The 12,888-nt window shown below is 72.2% G+C and carries 16 protein-coding genes; 6 read left to right on the top strand and 10 right to left on the bottom strand.

Features of this window, described 5'->3' with window-relative positions; translation table 11 throughout:
- Positions 1–2: 2 nt before the first annotated feature.
- Positions 3–236, bottom strand: coding sequence for a hypothetical protein (locus tag MUE36_02845; GenBank protein ID MCU0309865.1), 234 nt, complete (start codon positions 234–236; stop codon positions 3–5).
- Positions 233–1,789 carry an acyl-CoA carboxylase subunit beta gene (locus MUE36_02850; GenBank protein MCU0309866.1) on the bottom strand — a complete coding sequence of 519 codons (1,557 nt, stop codon included), beginning with the start codon at positions 1,787–1,789 and terminating at the stop codon, positions 233–235. Before MUE36_02850 ends, MUE36_02845 begins: the two co-directional genes overlap by 4 nt.
- Before the next feature lie 66 nt (positions 1,790–1,855).
- Between MUE36_02850 and MUE36_02855 the strand changes: the two genes are divergently transcribed.
- Positions 1,856–2,929 (top strand): ATP-dependent DNA ligase, encoded by a 1,074-nt coding sequence (locus MUE36_02855; protein ID MCU0309867.1) that lies wholly within the window; start codon positions 1,856–1,858, stop codon positions 2,927–2,929.
- Positions 2,930–2,957: 28 nt separating this feature from the next.
- Here the strand turns inward: MUE36_02855 and MUE36_02860 are convergent, their stop codons facing one another.
- Complete coding sequence (locus MUE36_02860) at positions 2,958–3,971, bottom strand: DNA polymerase domain-containing protein (protein MCU0309868.1); 1,014 nt, start codon at positions 3,969–3,971, stop codon at positions 2,958–2,960.
- A gap of 147 nt (positions 3,972–4,118) precedes the next feature.
- Here MUE36_02860 and tatA point away from each other — a divergent pair, with 147 nt between their 5' ends.
- Both tatA and MUE36_02870 read left to right on the top strand, forming a co-directional pair.
- A complete protein-coding gene (tatA, locus tag MUE36_02865; protein MCU0309869.1) occupies positions 4,119–4,295 on the top strand; it encodes a twin-arginine translocase TatA/TatE family subunit in 177 nt (58 codons plus the stop codon).
- A 38-nt stretch (positions 4,296–4,333) separates the two neighbouring features.
- Positions 4,334–4,546, top strand: a complete 213-nt coding sequence (locus tag MUE36_02870) for a twin-arginine translocase TatA/TatE family subunit (protein ID MCU0309870.1) — start codon at positions 4,334–4,336, stop codon at positions 4,544–4,546.
- A 48-nt stretch (positions 4,547–4,594) separates the two neighbouring features.
- Here MUE36_02870 and MUE36_02875 read toward each other — a convergent pair whose 3' ends face one another.
- From MUE36_02875 to MUE36_02885, 3 genes are read right to left on the bottom strand one after another with little or no spacing between them, the layout of a single operon-like run.
- Positions 4,595–5,473: a flap endonuclease gene (locus MUE36_02875; GenBank protein MCU0309871.1), complete on the bottom strand. Its 879-nt coding sequence runs from the start codon at positions 5,471–5,473 to the stop codon at positions 4,595–4,597.
- 40 nt (positions 5,474–5,513) lie between these two features.
- The gene (locus MUE36_02880; protein MCU0309872.1) at positions 5,514–5,822 is read right to left on the bottom strand and encodes an SHOCT domain-containing protein; all 309 of its coding nucleotides are present in this window, start codon (positions 5,820–5,822) and stop codon (positions 5,514–5,516) included.
- Positions 5,823–5,855: 33 nt separating this feature from the next.
- A complete protein-coding gene (locus MUE36_02885) occupies positions 5,856–6,287 on the bottom strand; it encodes a DUF6325 family protein (protein ID MCU0309873.1) in 432 nt (143 codons plus the stop codon).
- A 195-nt stretch (positions 6,288–6,482) separates the two neighbouring features.
- On the opposite strand from MUE36_02885, the gene MUE36_02890 reads away from it, so the two are divergent.
- Complete coding sequence (locus MUE36_02890) at positions 6,483–7,061, top strand: carbonic anhydrase (protein MCU0309874.1); 579 nt, start codon at positions 6,483–6,485, stop codon at positions 7,059–7,061.
- Between the two features lie 16 nt (positions 7,062–7,077).
- Here the strand turns inward: MUE36_02890 and MUE36_02895 are convergent, their stop codons facing one another.
- Complete coding sequence (locus tag MUE36_02895; GenBank protein MCU0309875.1) at positions 7,078–7,701, bottom strand: TetR family transcriptional regulator; 624 nt, start codon at positions 7,699–7,701, stop codon at positions 7,078–7,080.
- Positions 7,702–7,781: 80 nt separating this feature from the next.
- Between MUE36_02895 and MUE36_02900 the strand changes: the two genes are divergently transcribed.
- On the top strand, positions 7,782–9,062 hold the full coding sequence (locus tag MUE36_02900; GenBank protein MCU0309876.1) for an MFS transporter: 1,281 nt from the start codon (positions 7,782–7,784) through the stop codon (positions 9,060–9,062).
- Here MUE36_02900 and MUE36_02905 read toward each other — a convergent pair.
- Positions 9,059–10,237: an acyl-CoA dehydrogenase family protein gene (locus tag MUE36_02905; protein MCU0309877.1), complete on the bottom strand. Its 1,179-nt coding sequence runs from the start codon at positions 10,235–10,237 to the stop codon at positions 9,059–9,061. The two genes, MUE36_02900 and MUE36_02905, sit on opposite strands and share 4 nt — an antisense overlap.
- A 35-nt stretch (positions 10,238–10,272) precedes the next feature.
- Entirely contained in the window at positions 10,273–10,809 is a 537-nt protein-coding gene (locus MUE36_02910) for a nuclear transport factor 2 family protein (protein MCU0309878.1), read from the bottom strand.
- Between the two features lie 95 nt (positions 10,810–10,904).
- On the opposite strand from MUE36_02910, the gene MUE36_02915 reads away from it, so the two are divergent.
- Positions 10,905–11,882, top strand: a complete 978-nt coding sequence (locus MUE36_02915) for a hypothetical protein (GenBank protein MCU0309879.1) — start codon at positions 10,905–10,907, stop codon at positions 11,880–11,882.
- Between the two features lie 3 nt (positions 11,883–11,885).
- Here the strand turns inward: MUE36_02915 and MUE36_02920 are convergent, their stop codons facing one another.
- Positions 11,886–12,800, bottom strand: a complete 915-nt coding sequence (locus MUE36_02920) for a hypothetical protein (GenBank protein ID MCU0309880.1) — start codon at positions 12,798–12,800, stop codon at positions 11,886–11,888.
- Positions 12,801–12,888: the final 88 nt, after the last annotated feature.

The raw sequence follows: 12,888 nt of genomic DNA on the forward strand, positions 1-12,888 counted from the left end.
GGTCAGGGCCGGGCGCGTCGCGAGGGCACCGGGCGCGACCACCACCGACCCGAGAACCGCCACCGGGACGGTCCGGCGGCGTGATCGCCGCCGGCGACGACCAGGCGGGGCCAGCCCACCTCGAGCGCCGCGGCGATGGCGACGGCCTCCTCGACCGTGGGCACGGGACGGATCGACCCGACCACCGGGCCCGGTGCGACGGCGTCAGCGCCGGTGTCGGCGTCGGCGTCGGTCACAGCGGCACGTTGCCGTGCTTGCGCTGCGGCAGCTCTTCACGCTTGGACTTGAGCATCTCGAACCCGGCGACCACCTTGCGGCGGGTCTCCGCGGGGTCGATGACGTCGTCGACGAAGCCCCGCTCGGCGGCGACGTAGGGGTTGGCGTAGCGCTCGGTGTAGTCGTCGACGAGCTCGGCCCGCCGCTTCACCGGGTCGGCCGACCCCTCGAGCTCGCGGCGGTACAGGATCTCGACCGCCCCCTGCGGGCCCATCACGGCGAGCTCGGCCGACGGCCACGCGAAGGCGAGGTCGGCGCCGATGGACTTGGAGTTCATGACCACGTACGCCCCGCCGTAGGCCTTGCGGGTGATGACCTGGATGCGGGGCACCGTCGACTCGCAGAAGGCGTACAGCAGCTTGGCGCCGTGGCGGATGATGCCGCCGTACTCCTGGTCGACGCCGGGCAGGAACCCGGGCACGTCGACGAAGGTGAGCAGCGGGATGTTGAAGGCGTCGCAGGTGCGCACGAAGCGGGCGGCCTTCTCCGAGGACTCGATGTCGAGCACGCCTGCGAGGACCATCGGCTGGTTGCCCACCACGCCGACCGGCTGGCCGTCCACCCGGGCGAAGCCGCACACGATGCTGCCCGCCCAACGAGGGAAGTACTCGAAGAAGTCGCCGTCGTCGACCACCGACTCGATGACCTTCTTCATGTCGTAGGGGATGTTGGGGCTGGCCGGCATGAGGTCGACGAGCTCGGGGCACAGGCGGTCGGGCGAGTCGGCGGGGCCGTCGATGGGCGGCATCTCGAGGTTGTTCGACGGCAGGAACCCGAAGAGGTAGCGCACGTCGTCGAGGCAGGACTTCTCGTCGGGCGACACGAACGTGGCCACCCCGGACTTGGTGGCGTGGCTCTTCGCGCCGCCCAGCTCCTCGAGGGTGACCTCCTCGCCGGTCACCGTCTTCACCACGTCGGGCCCGGTGATGAACATGTGGGACGTCTCGTCGACCATGAAGATGAAGTCGGTCATGGCCGGGCTGTAGACGGCGCCGCCGGCGCACGGCCCGAGGATCACCGAGATCTGCGGGGTGACGCCGGAGGCGAGCACGTTGCGGTGGAAGATGCCGCCGTAGCTGGCCAGCGACACCACGCCTTCCTGGATGCGGGCGCCGGCGCCGTCGTTGAGGCCGATGAGCGGCGCCCCGACCGACAGGGCGAGGTCCATGACCTTGTGGATCTTCTCGGCGAACACCTCGCCGAGGGCGCCACCGAAGACCGTGAAGTCCTGGGAGAAGATGAAGACCTTGCGACCGTCGATGGTGCCCCAGCCGGTGACGACGCCGTCGCTGTAGGGCCGCTCCTCGATGCCGCTGTCGTGGGCGCGGTGGCGGGCCAGCATGTCGAGCTCGTGGAACGAGCCCTCGTCGAGGAGGTAGTCGATGCGCTCGCGGGCCAGGAGCTTGCCCTTGGCGTGCTGACGTTCGACCGAGCGATCCGAGCCCGCGTGCAGGGCCTGCTCCTTGCGCTCGCTCAGATCCGCGAGCCGGTCCTGCATGGTTCGTTCCGACATGGCGGGGATCCTACCGACCCCCCGATGGGCCTTCGAACGACGGTGTCGACCGGTACGGTGCGGCCCGTGGACCTGCCGGTGATGCCGCCCGTCTCACCGATGCTGGCCAAGGCCTCCCCCTCGCTGCCCGAGGGCGACGGCTGGTGGTTCGAGCCCAAGTGGGACGGCTTCCGCTGCATCGTCTTCCGCGACCTCGACGAGATCGTGCTGGGCAGCCGCAACGAGAAGCCCCTCACCCGCTACTTCCCGGAGCTGGCCGAGGCCCTGCGGCGCGAGCTGCCGGAGCGGTGCGTGGTCGACGGCGAGATCGTGATCGCCACTCCCGACGGCCTCGATTTCGACGCCCTCCAGCAGCGCATCCACCCCGCCGAGTCGCGGGTGGCCCGTCTGGCCGCCGAGACGCCGGCCAGCTTCGTGGCCTTCGACCTGTTGGCCCTCGGTGACCAGTCCCTCCTCGACTGGCCCATGCGCGACCGCCGTCGCGCCCTCGAGCTGGCCCTCGACGGCGCCCGAACCCCGCTGCACCTCACCCCCGGCACCACCGACCGGGAGGTGGCCGCCGACTGGTTCGTGCGCTTCGAGGGCGCCGGCCTCGACGGGGTGATGGCCAAGGCCCTCGACGGCACGTACACCCCCGACAAGCGCACGCAGACGAAGGTGAAGCACAAGCGGACCTGCGACGCCGTGGTGGCCGGCTACCGGCGGCACAAGAGCGGCGACGGCATCGGGTCGTTGCTGCTGGGTCTGTACGACGACGACGCCACGTTGCACCACGTCGGTGTGGCCACGTCGTTCACGGCGGCCCGCCGGGCCGAGCTCGTCGACGAACTGGCACCGTACGAGGCCGACGCGCTCGTCGGTCACCCGTGGCGCGAGTGGGGCAACGTCGAGGCCCACGGCGACGGCAGCGGGCGCATGCCAGGGGCGCCCAGCCGCTGGAACGCCACCAAGGACATGACGTGGAGCCCGTTGCGCATCGAGCTGGTGGCCGAGGTGGCCTACGAGCACCTCCAGGGCGACCGGTTCCGCCACGCCACCCGACTCGTGCGGTTCCGCCCCGACCGCGACCCCGCGTCATGCACGTACGACCAGCTCGAACAGGTCGTGCCCTACGAGCTGCACCGCATCTTCGCCCTCTGACCTGATCGCCGGCGGGCCCCGCTCGTTCTCAGGTCGGGTGGGGTCGGGCCCGGCTGGGCTGGACCCGGGTCGGCTCGCCCTCCTGCTTCGGGAAGTTCGGCGGCCAGGGGGCGTCGCCGAGCCCGCCGGCCTCGTCGCGAGCGGCCAGATCGAGCAGGGGACGGAGGCTGAAAGCCTGGTCGTCCATCGCCGCCTCGAGGTCGCCGACCTCGGCCCACCGGGCGGGCATGGAGGCGATGGTGAAGTCGCCCAGCTCCACGGCGTGCAGCTCGTCCCAGCGGAAGGGCGCCGACACCCGGGCCTCGGGGTTGTTGCGCACCGAGTACACCGACGCCACCGTCCGGTCCCGGGCGTTCTGGTTGTAGTCGAGGAAGACGCGGTCGCCTCGTTCCTCCTTCCACCACTTCGAGGTGGCCAGGTGGGGGACGCGCCGCTCGACCTCGCGGGCCAGGGCGAGGGCGGCACGGCGCACCTCCAGGAAGTCCCAACGGGCGACGATCCGGACGTTCACGTGGATGCCCCGCGAACCGGAGGTCTTGGGCCACCCCACCAACCCGTGCTCGGTGAGCACGTCGTGCACCACGGCGGCCACCTCGCGGACCGCCGAGAAGGGCACGCCGGGCTGTGGGTCGAGGTCGACGCGCAGCTCGTCGGGGTGGTCGAGGTCGAAGCGCCGCACCGCCCACGGGTTCAGGTCGAGACACCCCAGGTTTGCCGCCCAGATCACGTGGGCGAGGTCGGTCGGGCACAGCTCCTCGGCGGTGCGGCCGCTCGGGAAGGCGACGGTGGCTGTCTGCAGCCACTCCGGCCGGCTCTTCGGTACCCGCTTCTGGAAGAACATCTTCCCCTCTGCGCCGTCGGGGAAGCGCTTCAGCACCGTCGGTCGGAGGTGGACGCCACGCAGCGCCCCCTCACCGACGAGCAGGTAGTGCTCGACGAGGTCGAGCTTGGTCTCCCCACGCGCCGAGAAGAAGACCTTGTCCGGGTTGGTGACCTTCACCTCCCGACCCGACACCTCGACCGTCGTGAACGGGCTGGCCATGCACCGGAGGGTAGGCGCACGGCCGGGACGGGCGCCGGGTCCCGCCGACCGCCGGGGAGCGGATGGGTACCGTTCACGGGCACCAGGTCCTACGCTGGGTCGGTGGGCCCCGCCATCGGGTGCCGCGAACCTCGGAAAGGTCGGACCATGAGTTTGGGCGCACCCGAGATCCTGATCGGTCTCCTCGTCATCGTGTTGCTGTTCGGGGCCACGAAGCTGCCGAAGCTGGCCCGCTCCCTCGGCTCGGCCAAGGGCGAGTTCGAAAAGGGCCTGAAGGACGGCGAGAAGCTGGCCGACGACGCCCCGACCGACCCGAAGGCCTGAGCACGGCCCCGGTCCCCGCGACCCCGGAGAAGGACACCATGAACCTCGGAGCCCCGGAGATCCTGATCGGACTCCTCGTGATCGCCCTGCTGTTCGGGGGCGCCAAGCTGCCGAAGCTGGCCCGCTCCCTCGGCTCGGCCAAGGGCGAGTTCGAAAAGGGCGTCAAGGAGGGCGAGAAGCTCAGCGAAGAGGCGAAGAAGGCCTCGTCGTCCGGCGAGACACCCACCGACACCCCCACCGACACCACCTAGGTCCGTCGGCCCGCGTCCCGCCGCACCCGGGAAACAGCCCGGCCGGGCTCAGGATCGGGCTCGCGCCAGGCGCTCGGCCCGGGCGACGAGGCCCGGCGCCTCGAGCGTGACGGCCAGGTCGGCCAGCGAGTCGTGCGGTCCCGTCCAGGCCAGCTCGGCCACCGAGTCGACGGTCGGGGCGTCGACCTCGATGGTGGCGATGCGCCGGAACAGCACGGCGAGGTCCATCTGGTCGTGGAGCGTCGCGGCCAGCTTGGCGCCCCCGCGCACCGTGATGTCCCAGTCCCCCGCCAGGCTTGGGATCTCCTCGAGGTGGCCGTAGCGGGCCAGCACCGTCGCCGCCGACTTGGCGCCCCACCCGGGAAGACCGGGGAAGCCGTCGGCGCTGTCGCCGACGAGGGCCAGGTAGTCGGGAATCGACGTGGGCGGGACCCCGAACTTCTCCTCGACGCCGGCGGCGTCGTAGATCACGCCCTTGCGACGGTCGAGTTGGACGACGCGGTCGCCGACGACGCACTGCCCGAGGTCCTTGTCGGGGGTGCAGATGAGCACCTGGTCGACCTCCGGGTCGGCGGCCGCGACCACGGCAGCCGCCCCGAGGGCGTCATCGGCCTCGAACTCGACCATCGGGAACACCGTGAAGCCGGCGGCCACCAGCGCCTCCTCGAGCAGCGGGAACTGCGAGAGCAGCTCGGGCGGCATGCCGGCACTGGTCTTGTAGCCGGACCACAGGTCGTTGCGGAACGACTCGATCACGTGGTCGGTGGCGATGCCCACGTGGGTGGCGCCGTCCTCCAACAGCCCGAGCATGGAGCCGAGCACCCCCCGGGTGGCGGCGACCTCACGGCCCCCGGCGGTCACGTGGGACGGCAGGGCGAAGTGGTAGCGGAACAGCTCGTAGGTGCCGTCGACCAGATGGACCCTCATGCGCCGAGCCTTGCACGCGACGAGGTGTTGGCCGGCCGGGTCAGCCGGCGAGGAGCTTGGCCTTCTGGGCCTCGAACTCGGCCTCGGTCAGGATGCCCTGGGCCTTCAGGTCGCCGAGCTTCTGGAGCTGGTCGATGAGGCTGTCGGCGGCTGCGGCCGGCGCGACCGGCGGCGGCGGGGCGGCGGCCGGAGCCACCTGCTGTTCGTAGGCCTGCTCGCGCTGCGCGTAGATCGACGCATCGCGGTCGGCATACTTCTCGGCCTGGCGGCGCTGCACTCGGCCGCTCACCGCCGTGGCGGTCCCGGCGACCACCGCAGTGCGGGCCACACCCCTCAGCAGTCCTGGCATCGGCGTTCTCCTGTCTCGTGGTGGTGGGCGGGGTCAGGCGTCGAGCGCGTCGAGCGCGTCCAGCGCGTCGATGACGTCCTGAGCGGGGATCCGGGCGGTGGCCACCATCTGGCCCCCTGCCCGCAGGGCGGCCCCGACGAAGGGCCTGGCCCAGGTGTTCTCGTAGACGATCAGCACGGCGACGGTGCCCGGTTCGAGGGCATCGGCGGCCTCGGCGAGATCGTCGTCGCCGAGGAGCCCCGACCGGGCCCCCTCGAAGGCCGCGAACGAACTCCCGATCTCGTCGAGGGCGATGCCCGAGAACGTGCCGTCGGCCTCCTTGCGGACGGCCACCAGGTCGTAGACCGCCACGGTCCCCCGGTCGACGAGGTCCATGAGTGCGCCGGCCGTCTCGTCGAGGGGCCCGCTGCCGTCGAACTCGAGCAGGACGAAGTCGATGGGGCCGTGGACGTCGGTCTCGGTCATGGTGGGCGTCGCCCTTTCTCGGCTCGGGGTTCCGGGCTCGCGATCCGTGGACGTCGCCGATCCTAGGAGCACCCGTCAACCACGTCGTCACCCCGATCGGACGAGTCGTGGCGCCCCGGTCGAATTCCGACTTGTTCAGTCGGGTTTCGGCGGATATCGTCCCGGTACCACCCGCCCCCGACCAAGCGAGGTCCGATGTCGATCCTGTCCGAAGTGCTCGACGCCAACGCCGCCTACGTCGAGTCGTTCGGCGAGAAGGCCGGGCTCGCTCTGCCCCCCGCCCGTCGGTTCGCCATCCTCACCTGCATGGACGCCCGCCTCGACCCGGCGAAGTACGCCGGGCTCGCCGAGGGCGACGCCCACGTGATCCGCAACGCCGGGGGACGGGCCAGCGACGACGCCATCCGGTCGTTGGTCATCTCCTACAAGCTCCTCGGCACCCGGGAGTGGTTCGTGATCCATCACACCGACTGCGGGATGGAGTTCTTCACCGACGAGATCATGCGGGGCCTGCTGGCCAGCTCGCTCGAGACCGCCGCCCTCGGACCCGACGGGTTCACCGACGTCGGCACCGGCCCGGGATCCGCCGAGGGGGCCTACGTCGACTGGCTCACGATCTCCGACCAGACCCAGGCCGTCGTCGACGACGTCGAGCGCATCCGCCGCCATCCGCTGGTGCCGGGCGGCATCCCGATCCACGGCTACGTGTACGACGTCCGGTCCGGACGGCTGCTCGAGGTCGAGGCGGCCACAGCCGCCGGCCGAGCGAGCTGAACACGCCGAGCTCCGGTCAGCGGGCTCGACGGCGCGCCGCAGGCGTGCCCACCCCGGCCCACACGGTGCGCCGCACCAGGTCCACCGCCGCCGGTTCGTCGAGGCGGCCGGCGGCCACCCACTCGAGGGCCACCAGCACCACCCCCGACCACGCGTCGGCGGCCCAGGCCGTCGACAGGCCGTCGTCGACCAGCCCGTCGGCCCGGGCGCGATCGATGACCTCGCCGACCTGGTCCAGCAGGGCCTCGAAGGCGGCGTCGACCTCGGTGTCGACCTCCACCCCCACCCGGATCAGCACCCGGTAGGCCACCGATTCGGCCAGGATGACCTCCAGCATCCGGTCGAGAGCGGGCATCGGGGCGACCTCGCCGAGGTCGGCGGCGGCGAGGGCCTCCCGGAGGTGCCCGAGGGCCCGGAGCCACACGGTCTGGCGGAGCTCGTCACGGGTCGGGAAGTGCCGGTGGATGGTGGCCCGGCCGACTCCGGCGGCGGCGGCGACCTCGTCGACGGTGGCGACGGGATCGGCGGCGAAGACCTCCATCGCGGCAGCCAGGATCCGCTCCCGGTTGCGGGCGGCGTCGGCGCGGGGGGCACGCCGGACGACGAGGGGGTCCGGTCGAGGAGCGCGGATGGGAGGCACGGCCCAAACGATACTCGCTTGACTCATTTCGCTCCGTGGAGCAGAATCCGAGACATAGAAGTCTCGTTTCGGAGTGGATCGTGCCCAGCCTCCCCCAACCGACCGCGTCGCCCCCGCGACCTCGCGCCGCCGAGCGTTGGCTCATCCTCGCTTCGGGCGCGGCCTACAGCAGCGAAGCCGTGCTGTTCATGGCCATCACCCTCATGGCACTCACCCACGGACCTTCCGGCGCAGCGATCGCTCTCGTCGCCCAGGCGCTGCCCCGAGCCGTCCTGCTGCCCTGGGGCGGCACGCTGGTCGATCGCGTCGGGCCCACGATCGTGCTGCAACGGGCCGCGGTGGCACGCGTCGTCATCCTCGTGGCGCTGGCCCTGGCCGTCACCCTCGCCGGCATCCCGTCGCTCTGGCTGCTCGCCGCCTTCGGCGGGGTGCTCGGCATGGTCGACGGGGCCGCCTACCCGGCCGCCTTCGCGGCGTCCCCCGCCGTGGTGGAGGACGACCGTCTGGCCCGCACCAACGCCGTGATCGGCGGCGCCGAGAGCATCGGCGACCTCCTGGGCCCGGCCGTCGCCGCCGCCCTCTACGCCTGGACCGGCGCGGCGGTCGTCCTCTGGCTCGTCGTCGGGCTGGGTCTCGTCTCGGCCGCCGCCGCCGACCGCCTCCACCGGGTCGCCCCGGTGGCCCCGGCGCACGGCGCGGCCCGACCGCGCTTCGTCGACGGACTCCGGCTGGCCCGCCGCGACACCGAGGTCTGGCGCCTGCTCGTGGTCCTCGCCGCCATCAGCCTCCTGCTGGCCGGTCCGGTGCTGGTCGGCGGCGCCGTCCTCGCCGAGGAACGTCTCGGCGGCGCCGACAAGCTCGGCCTGTTGCTGGGCGGATTCGGCGCCGGGTCCCTGGTCGGCCTCCTCCTCGCACCATGGCTGTCACGCCGATCCATCCCGCTGGTGATCGGTGGGGGCGCCTCCACGATGGGCGCCACCATGGTGGGCCTCGGCCTGACGGACCACGTCCTCCCCGCCGGCAGCTTGATCGTGGTGATGGGGATCGCCTTCAGCGCCCTGATGATCGTGCTGGAGACCTGGCTGCAGCAGCGCACGCCCGAGGCGTCACGAGGCCGGATCATGGCCATCATGGCGTTCGCGCTCCTCGCCCTCGACCCGCTGTCCTTCGCCCTCGCCGGCCTGCTGCTGCCGCTCGGCACCACGCTCACGTTCGTGCTGCCCGGCGTCGCCACCGTCGCCGTGGGAGCGTGGGCGCTCACGACGCGTCCCCGTGGACCCGAGCCCGACGCGGAGCCGGCACCGACGGTCGACGGACCGGTCGAGGCACCGGCATCACGGCCGCAGTCGGCGGGAACCTAGGAGCGCGGGACCTCGCTCCAGGGGAGCTCCTTGTCGGTGCGCACGTCCCCGGGAAGGCCCAGGACCCGCTCACCGAGGATGTTGCGCATCACCTCGGAGGTGCCGCCCTCGATGGTGTTCGCCCGGCTGCGCAGGAACCGCTGCCCCACCGAGCCGTCGCCCCCTCCGCGCTTCATCGAGTAGGTGCCGTAGAGCATGCCCTCGGACCCGAGCAGCCCCACCGCGAACGCGTAGATCCGCTGGTTCAGCTCGGCCGACATGAGCTTGCCGATCGATCCCTCCGGCCCCGGCGTGCCCACCCGACGCGCCTGTGCGGCGCGCAGGTTCGTGAGCCGCAGCACCTCGGCTTCGATCCAGAGACGGGCGAGCTCGTCGCGGGCCACGGCGTCGCCCCCGTGCTCCCGCCAGACCGCCATGGCCTCGGCGATGGCGCCGCTGCCCTTCGGCGGGGTGCCGCCGCCCAGCGACACGCGCTCGTTCATGAGGGTGGTGAGCGAGACGCCCCACCCCTCGCCGACGTCGCCGAGACGTTCGGCGTCGGGGATGCGCACGTCGGTGAAGTACACCTCGTTGAACTCGGCGTCGCCGGTCATCTGGCGCAGCGGGCGGACCTCGACGCCCGAGGCGTGCATGTCGACCACGAAGTAGGTCATTCCCTTGTGCTTGCGCTGGTCGGGGTCGGAGCGGGCCAGCAGCATCCCGAAGCGGGAGATGTGGGCCAGCGTCGTCCAGACCTTCTGGCCGTTGACGATCCACTCGTCGCCGTCACGCACCGCCCGGGTGGCGAGCGACGCCACGTCGGAGCCGGCGCCGGGCTCGCTGAAGAGCTGGCACCAGACCTCCTCACCGGTGAAGAGGGGACGCAGGTAGCGGTCGCACTGCTCCTCGGACCCGTGACTGAGGACGGTCGGGGCACCCATGCCGTGGCCGATCGGGTTGCGGGCCCAGGCGTTGGGGCCGCCGGCGGCGCCGATCGCCTCGTCGATCTCCTTCTGGAGCACCGGGGAGAGACCCAACCCACCGCGCCCCTCGGGGAAGTTCACCCACGCCAACCCCAGGTCGAACTGGGCGCCCAGGAACTCGACGGGATCGCCCTTCGGGTCGTGGAGGGTGAGGAGCTGGTCGAGACGGTGTCGCACCAGCTCGGCATCGGTCATCGCATCGGTGGCAGTCACGGCCGTCGAGCGTAGTGGGGTGCCCGGCGCCGGGCTCAGTCGCCGAGCCCGGCGCGGAACGCCGTCCAGCTCGGCCACGACTCGGGCACCGTGCCGCGGCCGTAGGACCGGGCCGGCCAGTCGGCGGGTGGCTGGTCGAGCGGGTTGGTGTCGAGGACCTCGCCGTACCAGAGCTCGTGGACGCGTCGCACGAAGTACCACCTCCCGTCCCGGCGCTCGTAGGTGTCGCGGTAGAGGATGGCCTGGCGGATCATGCGCCCGTCCTCCTCGACGTCGGCGCGGCAGTACACGGCCCCGGTGGCGTGGTCGTCGTCGACCAGGTCGATGGCGTGCGTGCCGACGTGGAGCATGGACGCGCCGATCGCCCCGAGCGAGGCGCGGAACGACGCGGCAAGCGCCTCCCGGCCCCTGGCATCGCGACCCACCCGGACGTCGTCGACGAAGAGCTCGACGAGGGCGTCGATGTCGCGGGAGTCGACCGCGACCGCGTAGCGGGCCGCCAGCTGGCGGATCTGCTCGTGCGCCCAGAGCTCGCGGACCATCCGGGGCACGTCGTCGATCGGCTCGGCCATGGGGGCCACCGTAGGTCCGCCCGCTGCGCGGCCGGGGACCGGCGAGACCCGGGGTTCGCGCCGCTCAAGTCCGGCCCCGGAAGGGTCGATGCCGCGTGGACGCCGTCCGATCGATCGGTCCCACCATGCACCTCGGCTCCCTGCCCGTCCGCACCCGACCTTCGCGCCGCCGCCGGATCGCCATGCTGGCCGGACTGGTCGCCCTGGTGCTCGTGGCCGCTGCCTGCCGGCCCGACACCACCGTGTTCCAGGACGTCCGCCAGTCGAACGGGGCGCTCATCGGCATCCAGGGCGCGCACAGCGCCGGCGGGACGATGGGCGTCGACATCGTGCTGGGCGTGGACAACTACAACCCGTGCCACGAGCAGTGGGACGGCACCGCCGGCGTCGCCTACAACGACACCTTCTACGGGGCGTGCGTCGACTCGCGTATGGGTCGGACCAGCTACTACCGGACGGCCGCCTACGGCCCCGGCACCGCCGGGATCGCCGGGGGCGTCGTGTTCGGCGGCGCCGACTGGAACGTCTGCCAGGGCGCGTGGTGGTGTCCGAGCGACGACCCGCTCCTCGTGCACGGGTGGAGCAACAAGGCCACCGGCTGGGCCCTCGAGTTCTACCCGTCGAGCCCGAACGAGGGGGGCGTGCGCATCCAGGGCGGCTTCCCGGCGCGCACCCCCGACGGACGGGCGTGGAGCGGCCCACTCGGCGCGATGCGCCCGGTCCGGGCCGATCAGCCCGGCGCCTTCCGGCTGAGCGGATGGGTCCACGGCGGGCCGTGGCCCGCCGACCGCTGGGAGATCCAGGCCTTCCAGACCGACCCGCTCACCCAGGTCACGTCGGCGTTCTACCCCGAGCAGGGCTTCTCGCTGACCCGCAACGTCGGCAACACGTTCTCCTCCTGGCCCATGCTGACCGGCAACTACAAGCTCTACGTCTGGGACAACGCCACCGGGGAGCACTACGTCATCTACCGCTCGCTCGGCCCGGGATCGTCGATCGTGATCACCCCCGGCGCCCCGTGCTTCGGGCTGGCCGACGCCCGCGACCCCGCCAGCGACGCCCGGCGCTGCTGACGCTCAGCGGGACCGGGCGCGGGCGACGACTGCGGCGACGAAGCGATCGGCGGCCGGCGGGTCGACGGGCAGGAAGAACGACGGCTCGAACAGCTCGGCCTCGAGGAGCACGTCGGATCCGTCGTCGGTGCGCACGAGGTCGAAGCGCTCGTAGAGCAGCTCGCCACCTGGTGCGAGCCAGCCGCGCTCGACGGCGATCGAGCCCACGACCGCCGAGGCCTGCTCCACGACCGCGGCCTCGTGCGGCGAGAGGGACGTCACCGTGATCTCCTCGCGGTAGGCGCCCCCGTGCAGTGCCCCGTCGTCCGCCAGGATCGGTCCCTTGCGGAACGTGTGCGACACGGTGCCGTCGAACAGGACCGCCGATCGCTCACCGGCGCGACCGACGGAACGGGCGTAGGGCTGCACCATCACCACCAGGCCCCGCCCGAGGATGTCGCGCCCGAGGGCCACCGCCGCCGCGGAGCCCACCGGGAAGCGGCCGGTGAGTCGGCTGCCGGCCGACACGCTCGGCTTCAACACCACCTCACCGTTCCCCTCGCCCGCCGCGGCGATCGCCGCGGGAAGCTCGGCGTCGTCGTCGACGAACGTGGTGGGCACCACCGGGACCCCGCGCCCGGCGAGGTCGACGAGGTAGCGCTTGTCGAGGTTCCAGCGGATCAGTCCGGGAGGGTTGTGAACGGTCGGGAGCCCGTCGACGACGCCGAGCCATGCACCGAAGTCGGCGATCCGTTCGCAGTAGTCCCAGGGGCTGCGCACCACGACCAGGTCGAACGCCGCCCACGCGACGTCCGGGTCGTCCCACGCCGCACGGACGACGTCGACCCCGGCACGGGCGAACGCCTCGTCGAGGAGAGGACGATCGACGTCATCGACCAGCACCCTCGCGTCCGAGGTCGTCACCAGCGCCACCCGCACGACCGCCACCGTACCGACGGGCCGCCGCCACCGGGATCGGGGACGACGCGAGCGGGGACGCCCGGAGCACCGGCCCCTAACCTCGGCC

The organism is Acidimicrobiales bacterium (assembly GCA_025455885.1).
Classification (GTDB): domain Bacteria; phylum Actinomycetota; class Acidimicrobiia; order Acidimicrobiales; family Acidimicrobilacustridaceae; genus Rhabdothermincola_A.

Coding starts and splice junctions, on each gene's coding strand:
- MUE36_02885 (MCU0309873.1), bottom strand. CDS start 6,287: ATGACCGAGACCGACGTCCACGGCCCCATCGACTTCGTCCTGCTCGAG.
- MUE36_02875 (MCU0309871.1), bottom strand. CDS start 5,473: ATGAGGGTCCATCTGGTCGACGGCACCTACGAGCTGTTCCGCTACCAC.
- tatA (MCU0309869.1), top strand. CDS start 4,119: ATGAGTTTGGGCGCACCCGAGATCCTGATCGGTCTCCTCGTCATCGTG.
- MUE36_02860 (MCU0309868.1), bottom strand. CDS start 3,971: ATGGCCAGCCCGTTCACGACGGTCGAGGTGTCGGGTCGGGAGGTGAAG.
- MUE36_02890 (MCU0309874.1), top strand. CDS start 6,483: ATGTCGATCCTGTCCGAAGTGCTCGACGCCAACGCCGCCTACGTCGAG.
- MUE36_02870 (MCU0309870.1), top strand. CDS start 4,334: ATGAACCTCGGAGCCCCGGAGATCCTGATCGGACTCCTCGTGATCGCC.
- MUE36_02880 (MCU0309872.1), bottom strand. CDS start 5,822: ATGCCAGGACTGCTGAGGGGTGTGGCCCGCACTGCGGTGGTCGCCGGG.
- MUE36_02910 (MCU0309878.1), bottom strand. CDS start 10,809: ATGGCCGAGCCGATCGACGACGTGCCCCGGATGGTCCGCGAGCTCTGG.
- MUE36_02850 (MCU0309866.1), bottom strand. CDS start 1,789: ATGTCGGAACGAACCATGCAGGACCGGCTCGCGGATCTGAGCGAGCGC.